Origin of the sequence: Acidovorax facilis (assembly GCF_050626955.1) — a bacterium.
GTDB lineage: Bacteria > Pseudomonadota > Gammaproteobacteria > Burkholderiales > Burkholderiaceae_C > Acidovorax > Acidovorax facilis.
Window position 1 is genome coordinate 2,076,787 of sequence record NZ_CP192460.1, and the last position, 24,934, is coordinate 2,101,720.

The 24,934-nt window shown below is 64.6% G+C and carries 17 protein-coding genes and 1 tRNA gene; 12 read left to right on the top strand and 6 right to left on the bottom strand.

Annotated features, from left to right (window positions below):
* Positions 1–54: 54 nt before the first annotated feature.
* The gene (locus tag ACQ4MJ_RS09370; protein ID WP_108498414.1) at positions 55–1,074 is read left to right on the top strand and encodes a TRAP transporter substrate-binding protein; all 1,020 of its coding nucleotides are present in this window, start codon (positions 55–57) and stop codon (positions 1,072–1,074) included.
* A gap of 67 nt (positions 1,075–1,141) precedes the next feature.
* Positions 1,142–1,816: a GntR family transcriptional regulator gene (locus ACQ4MJ_RS09375; RefSeq protein ID WP_055398092.1), complete on the top strand. Its 675-nt coding sequence runs from the start codon at positions 1,142–1,144 to the stop codon at positions 1,814–1,816.
* Between the two features lie 155 nt (positions 1,817–1,971).
* Here ACQ4MJ_RS09375 and ACQ4MJ_RS09380 read toward each other — a convergent pair whose 3' ends face one another.
* Positions 1,972–3,390, bottom strand: coding sequence for a PLP-dependent aminotransferase family protein (locus ACQ4MJ_RS09380; protein ID WP_218300990.1), 1,419 nt, complete (start codon positions 3,388–3,390; stop codon positions 1,972–1,974).
* 545 nt (positions 3,391–3,935) lie between these two features.
* Here ACQ4MJ_RS09380 and ACQ4MJ_RS09385 point away from each other — a divergent pair.
* The 7 genes from ACQ4MJ_RS09385 (at position 3,936) to ACQ4MJ_RS09415 (ending at position 13,341) form a co-directional block, all read left to right on the top strand.
* Positions 3,936–5,678 carry a right-handed parallel beta-helix repeat-containing protein gene (locus ACQ4MJ_RS09385; RefSeq protein ID WP_431152890.1) on the top strand — a complete coding sequence of 581 codons (1,743 nt, stop codon included), beginning with the start codon at positions 3,936–3,938 and terminating at the stop codon, positions 5,676–5,678.
* A gap of 361 nt (positions 5,679–6,039) precedes the next feature.
* Positions 6,040–7,332: a 4-aminobutyrate--2-oxoglutarate transaminase gene (gene gabT / locus ACQ4MJ_RS09390; RefSeq protein ID WP_431152889.1), complete on the top strand. Its 1,293-nt coding sequence runs from the start codon at positions 6,040–6,042 to the stop codon at positions 7,330–7,332.
* A gap of 43 nt (positions 7,333–7,375) precedes the next feature.
* Positions 7,376–8,476 (top strand): ABC transporter ATP-binding protein, encoded by a 1,101-nt coding sequence (locus ACQ4MJ_RS09395; protein WP_431152888.1) that lies wholly within the window; start codon positions 7,376–7,378, stop codon positions 8,474–8,476.
* A gap of 66 nt (positions 8,477–8,542) precedes the next feature.
* Entirely contained in the window at positions 8,543–9,574 is a 1,032-nt protein-coding gene (locus ACQ4MJ_RS09400; protein ID WP_218300987.1) for an ABC transporter substrate-binding protein, read from the top strand.
* A gap of 34 nt (positions 9,575–9,608) precedes the next feature.
* Positions 9,609–10,874, top strand: coding sequence for an ABC transporter permease (locus ACQ4MJ_RS09405; protein WP_431152887.1), 1,266 nt, complete (start codon positions 9,609–9,611; stop codon positions 10,872–10,874).
* Between the two features lie 21 nt (positions 10,875–10,895).
* Positions 10,896–11,717: an ABC transporter permease gene (locus ACQ4MJ_RS09410; protein ID WP_121419982.1), complete on the top strand. Its 822-nt coding sequence runs from the start codon at positions 10,896–10,898 to the stop codon at positions 11,715–11,717.
* Positions 11,718–11,850: 133 nt separating this feature from the next.
* Complete coding sequence (locus ACQ4MJ_RS09415; RefSeq protein ID WP_431152886.1) at positions 11,851–13,341, top strand: NAD-dependent succinate-semialdehyde dehydrogenase; 1,491 nt, start codon at positions 11,851–11,853, stop codon at positions 13,339–13,341.
* Positions 13,342–13,408: 67 nt separating this feature from the next.
* Here ACQ4MJ_RS09415 and ACQ4MJ_RS09420 read toward each other — a convergent pair whose 3' ends face one another.
* Positions 13,409–14,554, bottom strand: a complete 1,146-nt coding sequence (locus tag ACQ4MJ_RS09420; protein ID WP_431152885.1) for an ROK family protein — start codon at positions 14,552–14,554, stop codon at positions 13,409–13,411.
* 197 nt (positions 14,555–14,751) lie between these two features.
* A tRNA-Gly gene (locus tag ACQ4MJ_RS09425) sits at positions 14,752–14,825 on the bottom strand.
* A gap of 233 nt (positions 14,826–15,058) precedes the next feature.
* Here ACQ4MJ_RS09425 and ACQ4MJ_RS09430 point away from each other — a divergent pair.
* Positions 15,059–15,421 (top strand): hypothetical protein, encoded by a 363-nt coding sequence (locus tag ACQ4MJ_RS09430; RefSeq protein WP_218300983.1) that lies wholly within the window; start codon positions 15,059–15,061, stop codon positions 15,419–15,421.
* 46 nt (positions 15,422–15,467) lie between these two features.
* On the opposite strand, the gene ACQ4MJ_RS09435 is transcribed toward ACQ4MJ_RS09430, so the two are convergent.
* Positions 15,468–17,498 carry a Cache 3/Cache 2 fusion domain-containing protein gene (locus tag ACQ4MJ_RS09435; protein WP_431152884.1) on the bottom strand — a complete coding sequence of 677 codons (2,031 nt, stop codon included), beginning with the start codon at positions 17,496–17,498 and terminating at the stop codon, positions 15,468–15,470.
* Between the two features lie 153 nt (positions 17,499–17,651).
* Positions 17,652–18,569 (bottom strand): pseudouridine synthase, encoded by a 918-nt coding sequence (locus tag ACQ4MJ_RS09440; protein WP_431152883.1) that lies wholly within the window; start codon positions 18,567–18,569, stop codon positions 17,652–17,654.
* Between the two features lie 204 nt (positions 18,570–18,773).
* Here ACQ4MJ_RS09440 and ACQ4MJ_RS09445 point away from each other — a divergent pair, with 204 nt between their 5' ends.
* Both ACQ4MJ_RS09445 and ACQ4MJ_RS09450 read left to right on the top strand, forming a co-directional pair.
* Positions 18,774–21,065, top strand: a complete 2,292-nt coding sequence (locus ACQ4MJ_RS09445) for an AsmA family protein (RefSeq protein ID WP_431152882.1) — start codon at positions 18,774–18,776, stop codon at positions 21,063–21,065.
* A 43-nt stretch (positions 21,066–21,108) separates the two neighbouring features.
* A complete protein-coding gene (locus ACQ4MJ_RS09450; protein WP_431152881.1) occupies positions 21,109–21,624 on the top strand; it encodes a M23 family metallopeptidase in 516 nt (171 codons plus the stop codon).
* A gap of 42 nt (positions 21,625–21,666) precedes the next feature.
* On the opposite strand, the gene ACQ4MJ_RS09455 is transcribed toward ACQ4MJ_RS09450, so the two are convergent.
* Positions 21,667–24,930, bottom strand: a complete 3,264-nt coding sequence (locus ACQ4MJ_RS09455) for an error-prone DNA polymerase (protein ID WP_431152880.1) — start codon at positions 24,928–24,930, stop codon at positions 21,667–21,669.
* Positions 24,931–24,934: the final 4 nt, after the last annotated feature.

Below are 24,934 nucleotides of genomic sequence, written 5' to 3' on the forward strand. Positions count from 1 at the left end.
TCGAGCAACAGATCCCCCGTCCCCCTCCCAAGGTTCTTTCACACGGAGTTCACCATGACGACCACGCCCGCCCACACTGTCACCCGCCGCCATTTCATCCAGCGCCACGCCGTGGCCGCTGCCACCGTCACGGGGCTGGGCTTTCCCGCGCTGGTACGTGCAGCCGATGCCAAGGAGTTTCGCCTGGGGCTGATCACGCCTGCGGGCCACTCCTGGAACCGCGCCGCGCTGCAGTTTGGCGAGGCACTCAAGAAGGAAACTGATGGCCGACTGAGCGTCACGGTCTTCCACTCGGGCCAGCTGGGCAACGAGGCTGCGATGATGCAGCAGCTGCAGTCTGGCGCGCTCGACATGGGCTGGATCCAGGCGGCCGAGCTGGGCTCGCGCGTGTCCAGCATCGCGGCGATCAATGCTCCGTACCTGGTGCGCTCCACGCCTGCCGTGGCCAAACTCGTCAAACACCCATCTGCCACCAAACTGCTCGAAGTGCTGCCGCGCGAGACCGGCACCATCGGCCTGGGCTGGGGCATCACCGGCATGCGCGCCGTGTTCTCCACCAAGGACATCGCCGTGCCCACCGACATCAAGGGCATGAAGCTGCGCATCAACCCCACGCCGGTGTACCGCGACTTCTACCAAATGCTCGGCGCCGCGCCCACACCCATCCCCACGCCGCAGGTGTTTGATGCCATGAGCAACGGCCAGGTCGACGGGCTGGAGGCGGACATCGAGTTCTCGTGGAACCAGCGCTTCGACAAGGTAGCCAAGACCCTGCTGCAGATGAACGCCCTGTTCATGCCGTTCGCGCCGCTGGTCTCCGGCCGCATCTGGCAAGGGCTGGACGCCAAGGACAAGGACATCATCCGCAAGCTGGTGGCCCAGTCGCTGGATGCGCAGATCAATGACATCGTGACCACCGAGGCAGGGCTGATCGAGAAGTTCAAGGGCACGTCCATCGCCTTCAAGACGGCATCGTCGTTCAACCCCGACGGCATCATCCAGGAGTTCGACAAGCTGTGGCTGCCCAAGGCGCCGCAGATTGCCGAGCTGCGCAAGGCGGGCGCAAGTCTCTGACAGTCCGCAAGGGTCACCGGGGCCGCATCCCATAAGATGCGGCCTCCCGCAACGTCCTTCACGCCCGATGACACTCCGCCGCCCCTCCCCCCAGCAAGACCCCGCGCCCAAGCGGCGCGCGGCGGACGTGGCCTACGACGCCATCGAGACCATGATCTCCACGCTGCAGCTGCAGCCCGGCAGCCCCGTGGTGGAGGCCGAGATCGCCGAAAGCACAGGCCTGGGCCGCACGCCGGTGCGCGAGGCGCTGCTGCGCATGGTGTCCATCGGGCTCATCGTGCAGCAGCCCCGGCGCGGGCTGCTGGTGTCGCACATCGACCTGGCCGATCACCTGGACGTGATCCAGACCCGCCGCGTGCTGGAGCGCCTGCTGGCCTCCAACGCCGCACGCCGCGCCACGGCGCCGCAGCGCCAGGCCATCGTGCGTTGTGCGGAAAACATGGTGCAAGCCGCAGCGCGCGGCCACCTCGACGACTACATGCTGGCCGACCATGAACTGGACCTCGTCACCCACCAGGCCAGCCAGAACCACTCGGCCGTCAAATGCGTGCAACCGCTCATCGTGCAGTGCCGCCGCTTCTGGTACGCCTACCAGCACGAAGGCGAAGTGTCAGAAGGCGCCCGCGCGCACATGCAACTGGCGCAGGGCATTGCCAGTGGCGACGAAGCCCAGGCCATTGCCGGCGCGGAGCAGTTGATGGAGTATCTGGAGCGGTTTGCGCGGCGCATCATTGACCGGTAGCACGCGCCACCATGCACACAGCGCCTGCAACCGCATGGACAGCCTCAGTTCCAAAGGGCAATTGCTCTAATTTTTATAGCTTATTGCGCTTTACCAATAGGCGCTAGCGACCAAAATGGCCTAAATTTTTCACCCCAGCAGCGGCAACAACAGGCCTATTCCGACACTTGCTGGCCCAGCAGAATGCGCTGCTCCAGAAAGCGCCACAGACGCTCGTCCTGGCTGAACGCCACGTTAAACCGCAGCCAGCCCGTGGGGCGCGGCTCCACCAGAAACAGCTGACCGGGGCCGAGCATGATGCCCGCACCCGTGGCTTCCTTCGACAGCTCGGCACTGTCGGGCAGATCAGGATGGCGCGCCCACAGGTACATGCCCGCCTCGGGCTCGTGAAACAGCTCGAACCCCAGGTTCAGCAAGCGCCGCCCCACCGTGCGGTGCGCCTCGGCCAGCCGCTCGCGCAGGGACTTGAGGTGCTTGCGCCAGCGCCCGTCGGTCACCACGCCAAAGGTGATGCGCTCGGTGATCTCTGACGAGGTCAGGCCCGAGATCATCTTGAGCTGCACCAGCTCATCGAGCAGATCGCGCCGCGCCGCCAGAAATCCGGTGCGCAGGTTGGGCGAAATCGTCTTGGAGAAACTGCCCAGGTAGATCACACGGTTGAGCTGGTCCAGGCTGGCCAGCGAGGGGCGCACACCGGGGTCCATGTCGGCATAGATGTCGTTCTCCACGAGCATGAAGTGGTGCTGCTCGGCCAGTTGCAGCAGCCGGTGCAGGTGCGCCACCGATGCCACCGAGCAGGTCGGGCTTTGCAGGCGCGGTTGGGTGAAAAACACCGTGGGTTTGTGCTCGGCCAGCAGGGTCTCTAGCGCCGGCAGGTCGTAGCCGGTGGCGGTGCGCGGCACACCCACCACCTGGGCTCCTGCAAAGCGCAGCATGAACAGCAGGTTGGGGTAACCCGGGTCGTCCACCAGCACCACGTCACCAGGCTTGACCATGCGGCGCGCCACCAGGTCCAGTGCCTGGCTGGAGCCCTGGGTCAGCAGCACCTGGTCGGCGTCCACCGCCAGATGGTGTTCGGCCAGCGACTCGGCCACCACCATGCGCAGCGCCATGTGGCCGTGGGGCAGGCCATAGCCATCCAGCTCGGGCCCGTCGGACGACAGCTGACGCATGCTGCGTTTGACCGCATCGCCAAACAGCCAGTCGTGAGGTAACCAGCCGCAGCCGGGTTTCATGGGCAGGTTGCGGTTTTCAAAAATTTGTTTGAGGTACCAGCGCGCATCAAAACGGGGCACCGGCCGCTCGGGCGCACCAGTACCGGGCGACGCGCCCTCATCGCCCCGTCGCTTCACAAAAAAACCTGCATTGGCGCGCGACACCAGCCAGCCCTGCGCCACCAGGCGGTCGTAGGCCTCGACCACGGTGAACACGCTCACGCCGTGGGCTGCCGCAAAGGCGCGGATGGAGGGGAGCTTGGCACCAGGTTTGAGCACCTGGCCAGCGATGAGACCCCGCAGGCCATCAACGATCTGGCTGACCAGCGGTGTCTGAAGATCCGGGCTGAGAGTGAGCATCAAAAGAACAGGGAAAGGGGCCAAATTGTGCACCGGGCCAACACCCGCGAACTCAGGGATTGCTTGTACAGGACGGGACACCTGCACAGTGTGCTCCCGTCAACAGCGACGCGTGCCTGGAGGTACCACCGCTGAGCCCGCATCCGGTCCGGCCGGGATGCCCCTATTGTCCGTCAGCCCCACCTACCCTGGGGCAGCGGTCTCCAGCGATTTGCAGGGCTGTGGGATGTCTTGCGCGTTGATGATGCCGCGCTCGAAAAGGCCCGCAGACCGTGAACGGTAGTGCCCAACCGATGGGCGGTATTCAGTCTTTTGTCCGATGCAGCGGCTGTCGGATTGCATCCACCGCCCGTCCCTTTTCCGCCGCCGCAATGCGCACACACCCATGCCCCAGCGATAGGCTTGCCCCCCAACTCGATTGGCATCGGTGACCGCAAATCGGGTTTGAAAACCAATACCCAACACACCGAGGGACACCCATGCTGAAACGAACATCTGAACTCAACTCTTCACGGATTTTTCAACCCAGGCCATGGGCCATTGCCTTGGGTCTATGCCTGGGCACAGCCACAGGCCCTGCACTGGCGCAGGCGGCCCACACCCCACCGGCAGGCTACAAGCCGTGCGCCGTCGAGGGACAGAAATGCAGCTTCAGCGGCGCAGCCAACGTGGTCTATGGAGCAGGCACGACCTGGACCAGCCCCCGCAGTTTCACCAACGGTGTCAGTTGCAGCAACGCCACCTTTGGCGACCCCCTGTGGGGTGTGCAAAAGGCTTGTTATGCCAGCGCACCGTCGCCAGCTCCTGCGCCCGATCCCGTGCTGACAGCACCGCCACCGGGCTACACCTTGTGTGCCGTCGAGGGGCAGCAATGCAGCTTTACCGGTACGGCCAAGGTGGTCTATGGGGCTGGCACCACCTGGACTGCCGCGCGCGCATTCACCAACAACGTGATGTGCAACAACGCCACCTTTGGCGACCCCCTGCGGCAGGTGAAAAAGGCGTGCTACGTCAGCAGCCCCGTCCCAACGCCCGCCCCGCCCGCCCCACCGCCAACGCCTCCGGCACCGCCGGCTCCACCGGCGCCTCCGCCAGCACCGACGCCCGGTGGCTCCGTAACGTACTACTTCTCGGACTGCCAGGCGGGCGCCGCCACCGGTTGCGTGCCAGGGAGCAATTCCAACCCCGGCACGCAGGCGGCACCCAAGCAGAACCTCACGGGGATCAATGTCAACACACTGCCTGCGGGCACAGCACTGCTTTTTGCGCGCGGCGGTGCCTGGGTAGTGGGTGTCACCACGTTCGAGAACATGAACGTCCGCGCAGACGCGCCCCTCACCCTCGATGCGTATGGCGCAGGGCCCGCCCCCCTCCTCAACACCAACAACAATGCCATCGCGCCCTTTGAGCTGGGAGGGCGTTACGCCAACACCTCCAACGACGGCGGCTACGTGTTCCGCAATTTGCGGATCCACGGCTCCAACAACTCGGCATGGGGCTTCTGGCTGAGTGGCAATGTCCGCGACATCGTGATTGAGAACGTGGAGATATCCGGCTTCCAGATTGCCATCCACTCGCAGGCGCGCGCACCGCATGGCGTGAACAACGTGCTGATCCGCAACAACCACATCCATCACAACGGGAGCATGGGCATCCTGGGCCAGTTCCGCAACAGCGTGATCGAAGGCAACCTGATCGAGGCCAACAACTTCAGCGGCAGCGGCTTCAACCATGGCACCTACCTGTCGGGCAGCCATGGACTGAGTGGAACCAACGTCACCTTGCGCAACAACCGCTACATCCGCAACTCGGTGGTCAATGGCATCTGCCAAGGGGGCAACATGACCTTCCACGGCCAGATGGACGGCGTACTGATTGAGGGCAACCGGATTGAGCAGGATGCTGCGACGGATGGCTGCTGGGAGATGTCGATCACGCAGGGGTATGACTCGGCCGAATGGTTCCGCAACTTCGTGGTGCGCAACAACACACTCATCAACGCCGGCAACACGGGCATGGCAGTGCAGTCGGCACCCGGTATCGTGATTGAAGGCAACGTCATCATCAACACGCAGACGACGTTTCAGACAGCCATCAATGTGGGCCACACCGAATTCCAGAATGGCGATGTACCCGATGGAAACGCTGTGGTGCGTAACAACATTGCGTGTTTCCCCACACCCCACGCGGGCAGCACGGTGGTGCGCGTGATTGCACCGAACAGTGTGGTCACGAACAACTCCATGGTGACCGGGGCGGCTGCAACGACCGGGGTGTGCGCCCGGTAGCAGAGCGTTCAAGTTTCGGCCGGCAGAGGCCTCGCAGCACGCTGCGAGGCCTTTTTTCGTTTTTACGCACCGTTTTGGAAGATGGCAAGCGGCCTGCCGCGGCATACCGATACAAGACCCTTCAATCCCCCGAGTGCCCGGTTTTCCTGCAGATCAGCGTGGGGGATTGCGCTACGGCTACGCAAAAGGGTCTGCATTGTGCACCGTGTTGGCGCACACCAAATCAGGGATTGCCTGTACAGGATCGAGGACCTGCACAGTGCGCGCAAAACAGCATGCCGGTGTACATGGACGGGCCGTGGCGCGAATTCCAGAATTCGCCCATTCCTTCATTTCGTGTTCAACCCACCCGCCCACCGCCATGCAGCAAGACCGCCACTTCACCAACGCCGCCCTCCTAACCCGCCGCCATGCCGCTGTGGCCCGGGGCGTGGGTCAGGCCCATGAACTCTTCGTCCAGAAGGCGCTTAACGCCGAGCTGTGGGATGTGGAGGGCCGCCGCTTCATCGACTTTGCCGGTGGCATCGCCGTGCTCAACACCGGCCACCTGCACGCCGGAGTGATCTCTGCAGTCAAAGCCCAGCTGGAGCTGTACACCCACACCTGCTTCCAGGTGGTGGCGTACGAGCCCTACGTGGAAGTGTGCGAGCGCCTGAACACCCTGGCCCCCGGCGCGTTTGCCAAGAAGAGCCTGCTGCTCACCACGGGCGCCGAGGCCGTGGAAAACGCCATCAAGATCGCCCGCGCCTACACCAAACGCCCCGGCGTGATCGCCTTCACGGGCGGCTACCACGGCCGCACCAACCTCACGCTGGGCCTTACCGGCAAGGTCGCGCCTTACAAGATCGGGTTCGGCCCCTTCCCTGGCGAGATGTACCACGCCCTGTTCCCCAACGCGCTGCATGGCGTCAGCGTGGAGCAGGCCCTGCATTCAGTGGAGCTGATCTTCAAGAACGACATCGAGCCCGAGCGTGTGGCAGCCTTCATCCTTGAGCCCGTGCAGGGCGAAGGCGGCTTCTACGTGGCGCCACCCGAATTCGTCACCGGCCTCAAGGCCCTGGCAGACCGCTACGGCATCCTGCTGATCGCTGACGAAGTGCAGACCGGCGCTGGCCGCACCGGCACCTGGTTTGCATGCGAGCAATGGCCCGTGGCACCCGACCTCATCACCACTGCCAAATCACTGGCAGGCGGCTTCCCCTTGTCTGGCGTGGTGGGCCGCGCCGACGTCATCGACGCCCCTGCAGCCGGTGGCCTGGGTGGCACCTATGCGGGCAGCCCCGTGGCCTGTGCCGCAGCGCTGGCGGTGATCGATGCGTTTGAAAAGGAAAACCTGCTGGCCCGCAGCCAGGACATGGGTGCGCTGCTGGTCAGGGCACTGAAAGAAATGGCCGCCACAGTCCCCGCCATCGGCGATGTGCGCGGCCTGGGTGCCATGGTGGCGATCGAGCTGTTCGAAGACGGTGATGTCCACCGCCCCGACGCCGCACTGACCAAGAAAGTCGTCGCCGAAGCCGCCAAGCGCGGGCTCATCCTGCTGTCGTGCGGCACGTATGGCAACGTGATCCGCATCTTGGTGCCGCTGACCGCCTCCAACGAGTTGCTCGAAGAGGGCCTGGCCATCCTGGCCGACAGCTTTGCCGCGCTGGGCTGACATGCGACCCGACCTTCATTCTGCTTACAAGGTGCCCCCAACCATGAACCCATCAGCAGAGCCCCTGGTCCGCTTCAGCGGTGTGCAAAAGACGTACGACGGTGAACAACTGGTGGTGCGCTCGCTGGACCTGGACATCCAGCGCGGTGAATTCCTGAGCCTGCTCGGTCCCTCGGGCTCGGGCAAGACCACCACACTGATGATGCTGGCGGGGTTTGAGTCCCCTACTGCGGGCGACATCCTGCTCGATGGCAAGCAGATCACCGGCACGCCGCCCCACAAGCGCAACTTTGGCATGGTGTTCCAGAACTACGCGCTGTTCCCCCACCTCACCGTGGGTCAGAACGTGGCTTACCCGCTCACCGTGCGCAAGGTGCCCAAGGCCGAACAGGCCGAGCGTGTGAAGAAGGCGCTGGACATGGTTCGCCTGACCGGCATGGCCGACCGCTTGCCCACGCGCCTGTCGGGCGGCCAGCAGCAGCGCGTGGCGCTGGCCCGCGCCCTGGTGTTCAACCCCCAGCTGGTGCTGATGGACGAGCCCCTGGGCGCGTTGGACAAGCAGCTGCGCGAGCATATGCAGATCGAGCTGAAAGAACTGCACCGCCAGCTGGGCGTGACCTTTGTCTACGTGACCCACGACCAGGGCGAGGCCCTGACCATGAGCGACCGCGTGGCGGTGTTCAACGAAGGGGTCATTCAGCAACTCGCCGATGTGGAAACCCTGTACGAAGCGCCATCCAACCGATTCGTGGCCGGCTTTGTGGGCGACAACACGGTGCTTTCGGGCACCCTGCAAGGCGCGGGCGCCGACACCGCCATCCAGCTGCCAGGCGGCTACCTGTTGCCGGGTGTGAACGTGAACCAGGCCGCACTGGGCTCTGCCGTGCACGCCTGTGTTCGGCCCGAACGCATCGTGCTGCATGCGCCTTCCGAGTACCCCAAAACCTCGGCGATTCCCGCCACGGTGGCGCGCGCCATCTACTACGGCGACCACCTGCGCCTGATGTGCGACCTGGGCCATGGCCAAGAGCCCGCCACGGTGAAGGTGGCGCTGGCTTCGTCCGCTAGCAACCCCCATCCACAGCCGGGTGATGCCGTGCTGCTGGAGTTCCCCCCGGTCTCCACGCGCATTTACGCGGTCTGACCACCGGCACAGCCACACCCTTTTCCCGTCCCCTGTTCCTCCATAACCCTAAGGAAAAACTGCACCATGAAAAAGAGCCTTATCGCCTGCGCCTCTCTGGCCGCCTGCCTGGCACTTCCCAGCTTCGCGCAGCAGCAACTCACCGTCGTGAACTTTGGTGGCGCCAACGCCAACGCGCAGAAAAAGGCGTTCTACGAGCCTTATGAAAAGCTGGGCAACAAGATCGTGGCCGTGGAATACAACGGCGAGCAGGCCAAGGTCAAGGCCATGGTCGAGGCCAAGAAGGTGACCTGGGACGTGGTGGAGCTGGAGTCGCCAGACGCTGCACGCGGCTGCGACGAGGGCCTGTATGAAAAACTCGACTACAGCAAGATCGTGAACAAGGCCGACCTGCTTCCCGCTGCGGTGTCCGACTGCGCCGTGGGCATCTTCGTGTGGTCCACCGTCATGGCCTACAACGGCGACAAGCTCAAGACCGCCCCCACGAGCTGGGCCGACTTCTGGGACACCAAGAAGATCCCTGGCAAGCGCGGCATGCGCAAGGGTGCGCGCTACAACCTCGAATTCGCGCTGATGGCCGATGGCGTGAAGCCCGCCGATGTTTACAAGGTGCTGGCCACGAAGGACGGTGCCGACCGCGCCTTCAAGAAGCTGACCGAACTCAAGCCCAACATTCAATGGTGGGAAGCAGGTGCCCAGGCGCCGCAGTTCCTGGTGGCGGGCGACGTGGTGCTGACCACCGTGTTCAACGGCCGCATCGACGCGGCCAACCGCGAAGGCCGCAATCTCAAGATCTACTGGCCCGGCGGCATCTATGACCTGGACTACTGGGCCATCCCCAAGGGCACGCCGAACAAGGACGCGGCGGTGAAGTTCATTGCCTACACCATGCAGACGGCCAACCAGGCTGCTTACGCGCAGAACATCGCCTATGGCCCGGCCAACACCACGGCCCTCGCCAAGCTGGACAAGAAGGTGCTCGACGACCTGCCTACCTCGGCGAGCAACGCCAAGGAAGCCATCCAGTTCGGCGTGAGCTTCTGGGCCGACCAGGGCGAGGCGCTGGAGAAACGCTTCGCCGCCTGGGCCACCCAATAAGTCAGTAAACCGCACCCTCGGAGCACAAGACACCATGCAAGCCTCTTCTGCCATCGCCCCCGCCGCGCTTGCGCTGGACGCCCACGCACCCGGCGCACTGCGCAAGGCGCTGTCGCGTGCCGAAGCGCGGCGCAAATGGCGGGCCTTTGCCCTGACCCTGCCCTTGCTGGTGTTCTTGCTGCTCACGCTGCTGGTCCCCATTGCCGCGCTGCTGCAGCGCGGCGTGGAGAACCCCGAGGTCGCCAACACGCTGCCCGCGACCATCGAGGCCTTGCATGGCTGGGACCGCCACGAGGCACCAAACCCCGCTGCCTATGCCGCGCTGATCAAAGACCTGGCCCGCCTGCCCGACAGCTCTGATGCAGGCGCCCTGGCGCGCCGGCTGAACTCGGAAGTGCCTGGAGCACGTTCGATGGTGATGGGCGCTTTCCGCGCCCTGCCCCTGCAGGGCACGCCCGAGTCCATCCGCGACCAGCTGATCGACAAGGATGCACGCTGGGGCGAAGCGCCTTTCTGGCGTGCCATTGCCAAAAACGGGGCGCGCTGGACGCCCGACTACCTGCTCGCCTCGGTGGACCTGCAGCGCGATGCGCTGGGCCAGGTCGAACGCATGCCCGAGGAGCAGCGCGCGTTTGGCGGCATCCTGCTGCGCACCTTTCACATCAGCTTTGTGGTTACGGTGCTGTGCCTGCTGCTGGGCTACCCGCTGGCCTGGTGGCTGGCCTCGCTGCCCGCACGCCAGGCCAATGTGCTCATGATTCTGGTGCTGGTGCCGTTCTGGACGTCGATCCTGGTGCGGGTTGCCGCATGGATCGTGCTGCTGCAGTCCGAAGGCCTCGTCAACCGGGGGTTGATGGGCCTGGGCCTGATCGAGGAGCCGTTGGCGCTACTGTTCAACCGCACGGGCGTGGTGATTGCCATGGTGCACATCCTGCTGCCTTTCATGGTGCTGCCGCTGTACAGCGTGATGAAAAGCGTGCCCCCCACCTACCTGCGCGCTGCGGTGTCGCTGGGCAGCTCACCCATCGCGGCGTTCTTCCGGGTGTACGTGCCACAAACCTACCCCGGCATTGGTGCTGGGGCGCTGCTGGTTTTCATCCTGGCCATTGGCTACTACGTCACCCCCGCGCTGCTGGGCGGGGCCGATGACCAGATGCTGAGCTACTACATCGCCCGCTACACCAATGTGGAAGTGAACTGGGGCATGGCCTGCGCGCTGGGCGCCCTGCTGCTGGTCGCCACGCTGGTGCTGTACAGCGTGTACCGCCGGTTTGGCAAAGCCGAATTGAGCCTGGGCTAACCGCTTCAAAAGACACTCACCATGCGCCATCTTCTGCCCCAATTCCCCCTGTACGCCACACTGGCCGACAAGCTCGGCTGGTGGGCGGTGCGCGCCCTGTGCGTGGCCGTGCTGGTGTTCCTGCTGGCCCCCATCCTGGTGATGGTGCCGCTGTCGTTCTCCGAGAGTTCATTCCTGGCCTACCCCATTCACGGCTGGTCGCTCAAGTGGTACCGCAACCTGTTCGAATCCGCCGAGTGGGCCCGCGCCACGCGCAACAGCTTCATCGTGGCACCTGCGGCCACGTTGATCGCCACGGCCCTGGGCACACTGGCGGCGGTGGGTCTGTCGCGGGCCGACTTCCGCTTCAAGGGCCTGCTCATGAGCATCCTGATTGCGCCCATGGTGGTGCCGATCATTGTGGTGGGCGTAGCCACCTACCTGTACTTTGCGCCGCTGGGCCTGGCCGACAGCTACTTCGGGCTCATCATCGTGCACGCCGCCCTGGGCGCACCTTTTGTGCTGACCACCGTGCTGGCGACTCTGGCAGGCTTCAACCACAACCTCGTGCGCGCCTCGCTGAGCCTCGGTGAGACGCCCTTCAACACCTTTTTTCGTGTGACGCTACCGGTGATTGCGCCGGGCGTGATCTCCGGCGCGCTGTTTGCGTTTGCTACCTCGTTCGACGAGGTGGTGGTCACGCTGTTCCTGGCCGGTGCCGACCAGTCCACACTGCCGCGCCAGATGTTCAACGGCATCCGCGAGAACATCTCGCCCACCATCGCCGCGGTGGCCACGCTGCTCATCCTGTTCACCACCAGCTTGCTGCTGGCGCTGGAGTGGCTGCGCGGTCGCCGTGCCTGATATGCCCCTTGCCGCCCGGGAGTTCACATCGGCGACATGCGACCGTCGCCCAGGCGGCTGACAATGACCGCTGCCGCTTCGTGCGTGAACCTCGATCTGCCCACGTTTAGCCCCCTTTCTCAAGGACCATCCCATGGACATGAAGACCTCCCCCCTCGCCCTGCTGAACGACCCCACCTTGCTCAAGACCGACGGCCTCATCAACGGCCAATGGGTGGTGGGCATCAGCCGCTTTGATGTGAACGACCCGGCCACGGGTCTCAAGCTGGCCGATGTGGCCAACCTGGGCCCGGCCAACGCCGAGGCCGCGATTGCCGCCGCCAACGCCGCCTGGGGCCCCTGGAAGACCAAGACGGCCAAGGAGCGCAGCATCATCCTGCGCAAGTGGTACGACCTGCTGATGGCCAACCAGGACGACCTGGGCCGCATCATGACCGCCGAACAAGGCAAGCCCCTGGCCGAAGCCAAGGGCGAAGTCGCCTACGGCGCGAGTTTTGTGGAATGGTTTGCCGAAGAGGCCAAGCGCATCAACGGCGAGACACTGCCTCAGTTTGACAACAGCCGCCGCCTGCTGGTCCTCAAGCAACCCATCGGCGTGTGCGCGGCCATCACACCGTGGAACTTTCCGCTGGCCATGATCACGCGCAAGGTCGCGCCCGCGCTGGCTGCGGGCTGCCCCGTGGTCATCAAGCCCGCCGAGCTGACACCACTCACAGCCCTGGCCGCCGCCGAGCTGGCCATCCGCGCGGGTATTCCGGCCGGTGTGTTCAACATCCTGCCCGCAGACAGCGACAACTCCATCGCCATCGGCAAGGTGCTGTGCGCGAGCGACGTGGTGCGCCACATCAGCTTCACGGGCTCCACCGAAGTGGGCCGCATCCTGATGGCACAGTCGGCCCCCACCGTCAAGAAGATGTCGCTGGAGCTGGGCGGCAACGCGCCCTTCATCGTGTTTGACGACGCCGACATCGACAGCGCCGTGGAAGGCGCCTTTGCCAGCAAGTACCGCAACGCGGGCCAGACCTGCGTGTGCACCAACCGCTTTTATGTGCAGGAAGGTGTGTACGACGAGTTCGTGACCAAGTTCACCGCCAAGGTCAAGACAGCCAAGGTGGGCAACGGTTTTGAAGCTGGGGTGAACCAGGGCCCGCTGATCGAGGAAGCGGCACTGACCAAGGTGCAGCGCCACGTGGACGACGCGCTGGCCAAGGGCGGCCAGGTGGTGGCCGGCGGCCAGCGCCTCACCAGCCTGGGCTCCGGCCAGTTCTTCGAGCCCACGGTGGTCGCCAACGCCACGGCCGACATGCTCTGCGCGCGCGAGGAAACCTTTGGCCCCTTTGCCCCGGTCTTCAAGTTCAAGACCGAGCAGGAAGCCATCGACGCGGCCAACAACACCGAGTTTGGCCTGGCCAGCTACTTCTACAGCCGCGACGTGGGCCGCATCTTCCGCGTGACCGAGGCGCTGGAATACGGCATGGTGGGTGCCAACGTGGGCATTCTGGCCACCGAGCACGTGCCCTTTGGCGGCGTCAAGCAGTCGGGCCTGGGCCGCGAAGGCTCGCACTACGGCATGGACGACTACGTGGAGATCAAGTACCTGTGCCTGGGGGACATTCAGAAATAAGCAGCCCACAAAATGCTATTTATTTTATAGCTGCTAGCGCTTTACCAATAAGCGCTAGAAGCCAAAATCATTCAAATTCTGGCGGCTGACGGTTGGTGTAGCTCGCGTTGCCCAGCCCCGTGCCCACCGTCAGCACCGCCCAGCGCTCCACGTCCTGCATGAAGGGCATTTCAGACAGGCCCTGCACCACTGCATCGTTATGCAGGCACACCTGGGTGCGGCCATCGCCAATGTGCGGTAGCCGCTCGCACAGGTCGCGCGGAAGGTGAAAGCGGGTGCTCTCCCAGTTGCCCGGAAGGTTCTGCGTGCCACCGGCCAGCGAGCCGTCTTCCACGATGAGCCCCGGACAGGCCACGCCGATGTAGGGCGCCAGGCGGATCTTCTTTTTCTCGGCATAAGCAATCAGGCCTTCGAGCAGCGTGGCGATGCCTTCGACCAGTTCGTCGCGCCGGGGTTCGTCGTTGGCATGGGCCCATTTCTCGCGGCGCACCACCTCAGCCAGCGAAAGATCGGGGGCGCGGTGCAAATGGGTTTGCACGATGCCGCAGCGCACATTGGTGCCGCCAATGTCCACCGCCAGGATGGCGTCGTAGCTTTGCAGCAGCGCGGGGGGCGCTAGGTGCACCCAGCCAATCAGGCCGCCCTCGTCCGCATGGTGGCGCAGCGTGCGCAGCTCCACGGGCACCTTTTCGGCCTTGAGGATCTTGCGGGTGCAATCGATGGCGCGGCCACCCACCTCGCTCTGGTGAAAGCCCCCGCCGATGATGATGCGCTCGACGCCGCGCCAGGTCTTGTGTTTCAGAAATCGCTGCACCACGTGCGCCAGCTGCATCGCGTAGTCTTCCGACGCGGCTTCGATGGCTTGGGCGGCCACGCCGTCTTTCTCCAGCAACGCATCCAGCTTATGTTTGCTGAGTTCGCGCGTGGGCTTGGTGCCCATAGGGTCCTTGCCCTCCATGGATGCATACAGCTTGCGCCAGGCATCGAGTATGTGGCGAAAGGCCGTGCGGCTGGCGACATCCCCCACATAGCCTTCGCCGTCGCTCAACTCGAGGCTATAGCCTTCGATGATGACCGAGGCCAGCCGCATGTCGCCATGTGGCCCGACGATGCCCAGCTCGCGTTGTGCCTTGGCGTCCTTGCCTTCCTGCGCCGTGCTTGGCTTCTTGCTGGCGGCGGGTTTCTGTGCTGAGTCCTTGTCTTTGGAAGCCATTCATTTCCTCACACGATAGTGCCCCTCCAAAGGAGGACGTTCCAGAATGGTGGCGTGGGTGGCGGCCGCGTGGCGTCAGCCAATGGCTTGACATGCCCTACCGGATGGGCGCGCGCCCATGCCGTCATCCGTGCAGCATGCGCGGTCAAAACAACAACAAAGGCAAGGACGGGGGGAGGTGATCAGCCGAAGGGGGCTGGAGCGGGTGAAGGGAATCGAACCCTCGTATGAAGCTTGGGAAGCTGCCGTTCTACCATTGAACTACACCCGCCTTCTGTAAGCCGTTGATGGACAACGGTATTTCAGTGAGGCCTGTGAAAACACCGGGTTGGCAGTTGCCGCGCCAGAGTTTCATCAGCAGCCGTATTGTAGCCACGCGGCGCCGAGCCCGAAACGGGTTTGGCCAGGGGCTTGCGTCCCATGTTTGCGCCCCTTCGGCGGGATGCAGACCGAAGGCAGCACAATGGAGCCTTCACAACTACCAGCGAAAGAAGGAAAAGCCCCATGCAACTGAGCGACGACCGCACGCAGGCCACCCTGGCAATCAACAAAACGCTCACAGCGCCAGAGATCGAAAATCTGATTCGTGAGTTGGCCATGTTGCGCTCGCAGATGACGCCTGAAGTCACCCCGGCCCCCCAGGACAGCAATGGGAGCGGGGTCCCGGTGATGTCGCAGGACAACCCCACCCTCGCCATCCAGTACCCGCTGGAAGACGCGCACGTCACCGTGTACCTGCGCAGTATCGGCCTGGGCTGGACCGCATGGCGGCTGCACCCCGACACCCAGCGGGCATTGGCTGAATTCTTCAATTCACGGCTTCCAAAAAGCGCGCCAGCCAAGGGCAAGCCCATTCCGTTTCGCTGATCCTGCCATAGCGAAGCTCCGCTAACGCCCGCGAGTGCGCGAGCGTTCAGCCGGAGATTGCCGGGTTGCGGGAGCCCCCACGTGCCCGGTTTGGCAAACCGGGGCTGGCACTGGCGCCACCCAGATTGAACTGCGCAATGGCAGACACCATCTGGTGTGCCTGCGTCTGCAGGCTGCTGGCCGCAGCAGCCATTTCTTCCACCAGGGCGGCATTCTGCTGAGTAGTCTGGTCCAGCTGCGTCACTGCCTCTCCCACCTGGCCCACACCAGCGGTCTGCTCGCTGCTGGCAGCGCTGATTTCAGAAACCATGTCGGCCACGCGCTGGATAGAGCTCACGACTTCCTGCATCGTGGTGCCCGCCTGATCGGCCAGCACCGAGCCCTGCTGCACCATGGCGCTGCTGGCGCCGATCAGTTCTTTGATGGCCTTGGCCTCGGCGGCGGTGCGCTGAGCCAGGTTGCGCACTTCAGCAGCCACCACGGCAAAGCCCCTGCCTTGCTCGCCAGCACGAGCGGCTTCAACCGCAGCGTTCAGGGCCAGGATGTTGGTCTGGAAAGCAATGCCGTCGATGACGCCAATGATGTCGGCAATCTTCTGGCTGCTGGTGTTGATGTCCTGCATGGTGCTGACCACCTTGGACACCACTTCACCGCCTTGCGCGGCCACGCGGCTGGCGCCCACGGCCAGCTGGTTGGCCTGGCTGGCGCTGTCGGCGTTGTGTCGAATGGTGGCACCCAACTGCTCCATGCTGGCCGCCGTTTCTTCCAGCGAGCTGGCCTGGCTTTCGGTGCGGCCCGACAGGTCCTGGTTGCCTTGGGCGATTTCGGTGCTGGCCGACGACACGCTTTCGGCACTGGTGCGCACGGTGCTCAGGCTTTCTGCCAGGCGGACACGAAAGCCTTCCATGGCCTGGGCCAGGCTGCCGATTTCGTCGCGGGATTTCAGGGTGACTGCATGGGTCAGGTCGCCCTGCGCCAGGTAACCCAGCGCGGTGCTCAGCTGCTGCACGGGCGCACCGACCAAGCGGCGTGTGGCCACCACCAGTACCACCGTCAGCAGTGCCAGCGCCACCAGCACACCCAGCCACAGCCAGGTGAGCACGCTGCGGGCCTCGCCCATCATTTCAGACTCCGGCGCCTCGGCCACTATGGCCCAGTTCCAGGGCTTGTAGCGCTCCACCGCTACATAACGCGCGGCGGTGTCACCGTCGCCACTGCGGCGCGGCGACCAGCTCGATTCAAAATCGCCGGTTTGCTCGATACCCGACAGTGAAGCAAGCCAGGCCTTGGCCTCATCCACTTTCTCATCGACCTTGAGCGCTGCGTTGGCGCCCGTCAAACCAAAAACGTTGCCCCGTGCAGGACCTGCTGAAATATTGACCGCGTAGACAGCGCCCGTGGCAAACAGCTTCTGGCCCGCCATCACGGTGTTGAGCTTGCCCAGAATGGGGCCGATGTCCGAACCGATGAACAGGATGCCGATGGTGCGGTTGCCTTCGCGGATGGGTTCATACACCGTCATGTACTCCCGGCCAAACAGATTGGCGCGGCCGATGAAGGTTTTGCCTTCGTTCATTAGTTCGTAGGCAGGGTGCTTGCGATCCAGAAGGGTCTTGTAGGCGCGGTCTCCGTCCTGCTTCTTGAGCGAAGTGGTCACACGGATGAAGTCGTCGCCCGTGCGCGCGAAGATGGTGGCGACGGCACCCATGCTGTCTTTGGAAAACCGATCCACCACCTCAAAGTCGCCATTGATCGGCACCCCCTGAAATGCGAGCGTGGCCTCGGGCTTACCGTCAGCCCCCGGCGCATCACTGAGCGAAAAATTGCCCGGAAAATTGGCCTTGAACAGGGTGAAATCGCGTTTGGCCTGCTCTTGCGCGGTTTCGTCAAACGTCTGCACCAAGGTGCGCAACTGGGCTGCGTATTGCTGGGCATCGCCGCGCGATAGCCGTCCAAAGTTTTGCCAGAGCAAGGCGCTGACGATACCCATGGTGATGAGCAGCACAAGCAGCAGGCTGAGTAACGCCGCAAGCGACAGCTTGAACGCGACGGAACGGTGTGTGGTGGTGGGGCTCATTGTTGTTTTCTTCTGCAGTTTCCGGGCCCTCTGCCCAGAACAGGTAACCAAGTTACCTTATCTGTGTGTAAAAACAAAACCCAAAGCAATGCCATGCTTTCATGAGGGCCACCCCGCCCTCAACGAGCAAATAGCGATTACTAGTGGTAAACCCTAGTCTTCCAGACTCAGCCGCTGCCTGCTCTCAAACATCCGCGGCACGCCCAACACCGGGTCCGCAAACTCCAGGGACCGCGCCAGCAGTTGCAGAGGCCGCGAGTAGTCTCCTTCAGGAGGATCGTTGACCACTGGATAGAACGGGTCGTCGCGCAGGGGCAGGCCCAACGCGGCCATGTGTACGCGCAGTTGGTGCCGTTTGCCGGTGATCGGCATGAGGCGGTACCGGGCCCAGGCTCCAGACCTTGACACCTCCAGCATCTGCATCTGCGTGTGGCTGTTGGGCTCGCCGGGCACTTCCTGCATGCGAAAGAACTGAGGGCTTTCCTCCAGGCGGCTCATGTGTTCGCGCGGAAACACGAGGTCTTCGCGCCACGGCGCAATCGCGTCGTAGTGTTTGGTGATCTGCTTGTCACGGAACAGCGCCTGGTAGGCCCCGCGTGTGCGCTGCTGCACCGATAGCAGCACCAGCCCCGCCGTGTCCCGGTCGATGCGGTGCAGGGGCGACAGTTCAGGCAACCCCAGCTGTCGCTTGAGGCGCACCAGCAGTGTGTTGTGCAGATAGCGGCCCGACGGTGTCACGGGCATGAAATGGGGCTTGTCGGCCACCACGAGGTGCTCGTCCTGGTACAGCACCGTTTCTGTGAAAGGCAAGGCGGGCTCTGCGGGCAGGCTGCGGTAGTAGTACACGCGCAAGCTGCCTTCAAACGGCCGCCCGGGCGACACGGGCTCCCCGCGTTCGTCCACCACATCCCCCGCCTGCATACGCTGCAGCCATTCGTCGCGGGTCACGACGGGCAGACGCTGCGCCAGAAAGTCCAGCATGCTGCCCTGCCCCTGGCTGGGCAGCACCACGCAGCTTGGGCCCACGCCATCGCGCATGGGCGGGGCGTGGGGGTGGTGGGGGTTGTGCATGGTGCGCGGATTTTAGGGCGCGGCAGCACCGTTTTCCGCCTGTAGGACAAGGGCGGCAGTTGCGTCTGCACTGCCACTGGGCGCGCCAATGCGGGCTAGCATGAACCCAGGAGGCCCGGTGCCGCATGAGCAAACGCGGCACCCACCCATGTCCCGTGCAGCATGGCTGTTCTGCGGCATGCGGCCATAACCCATACGCCCTTCATGCCGTCACCTACCACGCCTTCTGCCGATCTTCCCCGCCCTGCCGCGTCCACCGGCCACCCCGCACCCGCCTCGGGGGTTGGTCGACGTGTAGCACGGTGGTTGCTGGTGGCCCTGGGTGTAGTGGCCACGCTGCTGGTGCTGCTCGGCGCCTTGCTGGCCGTGATCGACTGGAACCGTGCAAAACCCTGGGTCAACGAAAAAGTCAGCGAAGCCACGGGCAGGCACTTTGCGATTGAGGGCGAATTGTCGGCAGCCTGGCACTGGCCCCAACCCCTGGAGGAAGGATGGCGACGATGGATACCTGGCGTCACCGTCCAGGCCGAGCGCCTGGTGATGGACCAGCCGGCGGGGTTCATCCCCCCCTTCCAGCGTGCCGATGGCAAAACGCCTCCCAAGGACAACGCCGATCTGCCGGAAGCGCCCGCCATGGCCCGCATCGGCAGCGCCACCGCCACGGTGCGCCTGCTGCCGCTGCTGGGGCGGCATCTGTCGATCGACACCGTGGCACTCACCAGCCCCCAGGTGGCGCTGTCCCGCACCGCCGATGGCACCAACAACTGGACCTTTGAGCGCAAGGACGGCCCCAGGAGCGGGTGGAGCTTCGATGTAGACCGGCTCGTGCTCAAGCAGGGCGTGTTGGCCTACGCCGATGGCATGAAAGACCTGGACCTGCAGGCGCGCATTGACACAACGGAGCCCATTGCCCCCACCAGCCCACCCGGCAGCCCGGCCGCCAAGGCTTCCGCCAGCGCCGCCAGTGGCACAGCCCCGACGGCAGCGATCGCGGCCCCCGGCACATCCTCCCAGGGGGCGATGCCCTATGGCCTGCGCTTTGAACTGAAGGGCCGCTATGCCAAGGCCCAGATCAAGGGACAGGGGCGCGCGGGCCAGGTCATCAGCCTGCGCAACAAGGTGGTGAACTATCCGCTGCAGATTGATGCCAGCGCGGGCAGCGTGGCACTGTCGGCTGAAGGGGTGCTGGCCAACCCCGGGGCGCTCTCGGGGCTGGATTTTCAGGTGTTCCTCCAAGGCGGCAGCATGGCCGATCTGTACGACCTGACCGGGCTGGTGCTGCCCAACACCCCGGCGTTTGAAACGCGCGGACGGCTGACCGGGAGCCTGGAACCCGAACGCGCGGTGTGGGAGTACAACGATTTTCGCGGCAAGGTGGGTCAGAGTGATCTGCAGGGGTCGCTGAAATACACCTCGGGCAAACCGCGCCCCCGGCTCACCGGCACCATGACATCGAACCAGCTACGCCTGGCAGACCTGGGGCCGACGCTGGGCACCCGCGTGTCCGGCAACACGCAACGCACCCGCAGCCAGGGGGGCAAGGTGCTGCCGGATTCGCAATTTGCGGCCGAGCGGTGGAATGCCATGGACATGGACATCGTGTTCAAGGGCCGCCACATCATCCGCCCCGAGAGCCTGCCGCTGCAGGACCTGAGCACACGCGCCGTAATGGAAAACGCGCAGCTCAGACTGGCGCCCCTCACGTTTGGCGTGGCAGAAGGCAAGATCGAATCGCAGGTCACCATCGATGGCCGCAGCGCCCCCCTCAAGGCCCAGATACGCGGCACCGTGCAGGGACTGCAGTTGTCGGCCCTGTTCCCCAAGGTGCAGCTCATGAAGAAAAGTTTTGGCCGCATGGACGGAGCCATTGCCCTGGAGAGCACTGGCAACAGCATGGCCGTACTGCTGGGCCACGGCACGGGCGAGATGCGCCTGTATGTGCGCGAGGGCACGCTGAGCAAGCAGATGCTGGACCTGGCCGCGCTCAACGTGGGCAGCATCATCGTGGGCAAGCTCTTTGGCGAAAACAAGGAAGTGCACCTGCGCTGCGCGGTGGCCGACTTCATGGTGGTGGATGGCTTGGCAACCGCCCGCGTCGTGAAAATGAGCACCGACGATGCCGTGGTGGAGGCCACGGGCACCATCGACCTGGGCACCGAGGCACTGGACCTGCGCATCAAGCCCGAATCCTTGCAATGGAAGTTCTTTTCGCTGCGTTCACCCCTGTATGTGAGGGGCACGTTTGGCAACCCGGATGTGGGCGTCGAGGCCGGACCTCTGCTGCTGCGCGCAGGCGCTGCGGTGGTAGCCGCCGTGGTGGCCCCCGCCGCGCTGGCCCTGGTGCCCATCACCGTGCCGGCAGCAGACGACGACACCCATTGCAAACCGCTGCTGAACCTGGCCCAGCAGCCTGTCAAGCCCGGAGTCCAGGGGGCAGCCGGCACGGCCTCGCAGCCTGCACGGCAGGCCGCCAGCAAGGCAGACCCTTCGCGCTGATTCACAGCGACTGCAACGATTGCGAGCGCGGAATAATCGCGCCATGAAAATTGCAAAGATTCTGGGCCTCACCCTGCTGGCCGTGCTGGTGGCGGGCCTGTTACTGCCAGAGCGCATCCAGATCCCCGTGGCCGGGGCCTCCGCAAAAGACTGGAATCCCAAGTCCTTCTGGTTCGAACCCTGGGGCAGCTCGGGTGTGCACAAGGGCATCGACATCTTTGGCCAGACCGGTACGCCAGTGCTGAGCACTACGGATGGCGTCGTGCTGTTCACAGGAGAAATCGCCAAAGGCGGCAAGGTGGTGCTGGTGCTCGGGCCGCGCTGGCGGTTGCATTACTTTGCGCACCTGGACTCGATCCGCACAGGCGCCTTCTCCTTCGTGGCGTCTGGAGAGGCGATTGGCACGCTGGGGGCCAGCGGCAATGCGCAGGGCAAGCCGCCACACCTGCACTATTCCATCGTGCGAATGCTGCCCGCGCCGTGGAAGGTGGATGGCGCTACGCAGGGCGCCAAAAAAGCGTTCTTCATCGACCCCCACGCTTATCTGCTGGAACGGTGACCGCAAGGGAGTCAGAAGGATGATCCGAAGCGGTTCAGCAGGTCAGTGAAAGTCCCGGCTGCCTTGCAGCGCCTGGGCCATGCGACCGAGCAGCGGCGTCAAGTCCTTGAAGCGCTGGGCCACCAGGTGGCGCACTACCGACGCTGATGGCGATGGCGCATCGGCCCCCTCCCCCTCGGGCACGCTGCACTGCCACACGCCTTCCACCGCCAGCAATTGCGACCTGAGCAGCGCATTGCGCCATGTCTCCACCAGCGCAGGCCACACGATCACGTTGACGGGACCCGTCTCGTCCTCCAGCGTGACGAACATCGTGCCTTTGGCCGTGCCGGGGCGCTGGCGCACAGTGACGATGCCGCAGGCGCGCACCTTGCGGCCATGGGGCACGGTGTTCAGCTGCAGGGCGGTCTGCAGGCGCCAGCGCGCAAGGCGCGGGCGCAGCAGGGCCAGCGGGTGGCGGCGCAGTGTGAGGCCGGTGGCGGCGTAGTCGAAAAGAATCTCTTCGCCCTCGGGCGCGGCGAGCAGTTGCAGGGGCACTTCGTGCACGGGCACATCGCGCAGCAGGGGCGGTGCCGTGTGCTGCGCGGCCGCCTCCCACATCTGCTGGCGCCGGTGGCCTGACAGGCCCGCCAGCGCATCGGCTGCAGCGAGCGCCTGTAGGTCTTGCTGGCTCAGCTGTGCGCGCAGGGCCAGGTCTTCGGTGTTGGCAAAGGCAGGGCCTGTAGCGCGGGCCTCTACCAGTCGTTCGGCAGCATCTTTGTGCAGGCTGCCCACCAGCCGCAAGCCCAGACGCACAGCGGGCTGCGGCAGTGGCGGCACGCCCAGCCCCCGCGCCGGTCTCAGCGGCTCTGGTGTGCCCTCCAGCGTGCAGTCGATGTCGCTGCAGGTCACGTCGATGGGCAGCACACGCACGCCGTGGCGGCGCGCATCCTGCACCAGTTGCGAGGCGGTGTAAAAACCCATGGGCAACGAATTGAGCAGCGCGGCCAGAAAACACGCGGGCTCATGGCATTTGAGCCAGCTGCTGGCATAGGCCAGCAAGGCAAAGCTGTGGGCGTGGCTTTCAGGAAAGCCATATTCGCCAAAGCCCAGCATCTGCTGGAAGATGGCCTGGGCAAACTCGGTACGGTAACCACGCGCTTCCATGCCTCCGACCAGTGGGCGCTCGAACCGGTGCACGCCGCCCTTGCGCTTCCAGGCCGCCATCGACCGGCGCAGATCGTCCGCCATGCCGGCAGAGAACCCGGCCGCCACCATGGCGATCTGCATCACCTGCTCCTGAAAAATCGGCACGCCCAGCGTGCGCGCCAGGGCCGCTTCCAGTTCAGGCTTTTCCAATTGCAGCGGCTCGCCCCTGCGCCTGCGTTCACGCGCCTGCAGGTAGGGGTGCACCATGCCGCCCTGAATAGGCCCGGGCCGCACAATCGCCACCTCCACCACCAGGTCGTAGAACTCGCGCGGCCGCAGGCGCGGCAGCATGCTCATCTGCGCGCGGCTTTCGATCTGGAACACGCCCACGGTGTCGGCGGCGCAGATCATGTCGTAGGTGGCGGGGTCTTCGCGCGGAATGCCCTGGAGGTCCCAGCGCTCACCGCGCAAGGCTTCGCGCAAATTCAGGCAGCGGCGCAGCGCGCTGAGCATGCCAAGGGCCAGCACATCGACCTTGAGCAGGCCCATGGTGTCCAGGTCGTCCTTGTCCCACTGGATGACCGATCGGTGCTCCATGCTCGCGGGCTCCACCGGCACCAGGCGCGTGAGCTTGCCCTGCGTGAGCACAAAGCCGCCCACATGCTGGCTCAGGTGGCGCGGAAAGCCTTTGAGGTCCGCCGCCAGCTCCAGCCACAGCTGGGCCGTGTGCAGGTGCAGCGATGCACCCAGGCTTTCAGCCAGTTCCTGCAACCGGTCGGTGGCGAACTGCTCGTCAAACCAGTGGTGGTCCTTGGCAAAGGCATCGACCAAGGACGGCGCCACGCCCAGCGCCTTGCCCACATCGCGCAGCGCGCTGCGCGTGCGGTAGGTGGTAACCACGGCCGCGATGGCGGCGCGCTCGCGGCCGTATTTTTCGTAGATGTACTGGATGACCTCCTCGCGCCGGTCGTGCTCGAAGTCCACGTCGATGTCGGGCGGCTCCTTGCGCTCCTTGCTGATAAAGCGCTCGAACAGCAGGTGTGAGTTTTCGGGCGGCACGGCCGTGATGCCCAGCATGTAGCAGACCACCGAATTCGCGGCCGAGCCACGCCCCTGGCACAGGATGCCCTGGCTGCGCGCGTAGCGCACGATGTCGTGCACCGTGAGGAAGTACATCTCGTACTGGCAGTGTGCGATCAGGTCCAGCTCTTTGCGGATCTGCGCCTGCACCTTCTGTGGCGCGCCCTGCGGGTAAACGCCTTGCACGCCCACCTGCACCAGCCAGGCCAGGGCCTGCGCGGGGGTCATGCCAGCGGGCACGGTCTCCAGCGGGTACTGGTACTTGATTTCGTCCAGGGTGAACGTGCAGCGCCCCGCCACGGTGAGCGTGGCGTCCAGCAACTCGGGCGGATAGACGCCCGCCAGCCGCACGCGCCGGCGCAGATGGCGCTCGGCATTGGGCTGCAGCGCAAACCCGCATTCGCCCACGCTGCGGCCCAAGCGTACGGCGGTGATCACATCCTGCAGCGGCTTGCGCGAACGGGCGTGCATGTGCACATCGCCCGCTGCCACCAGCGGCAAGCCCAGCGCCGCACCCACACGCTGCAGCGTGGCCAGCCACAGGCTGTCGTCCGGGGCCAGGTGCAGTTCGACCGCCAACCAGATATGGCCATCAAAATTTGAGTCAAATTGGCCTCTAGCGCTGGATAGACAAGCGCTAATAGCTATCAAATCAGAAGCATCAAAGCGTCGCCGGATAGGCGCCAGCAGCAATTCGCACCCTTGCAGCAATCCCCAGGGGCTGCAAGGGCCCACGTGGTACTGCCCCTTGGATGCGACCGCACGGGCCGCAGTGATGAACTCACACAGATTGCCCCAGCCCTCGGCATCGCGCGCCAGGGCCACCAGCCGCAGGTCGTCACCCCACAAAAACTCGCTGCCCACGATGAGGTGCAAACCACATTCCTTGGCGGCCTCCCAAGCGCGCACCACACCCGCCACCGAGCATTCGTCCGTCAGCGCGAGGGCCTGGTAGCCCAGCGCCAGCGCGCGCTTCACGAGTTCCTGTGGATGCGATGCACCACGCTGGAAGCTGAAGTTGGACAGGCAGTGCAGCTCGGCATAGCCCGGCAGCGCGGTGGCTTGTGCAGGCGATGCAGAGGAAGGTGTCAGGCCCATGGAG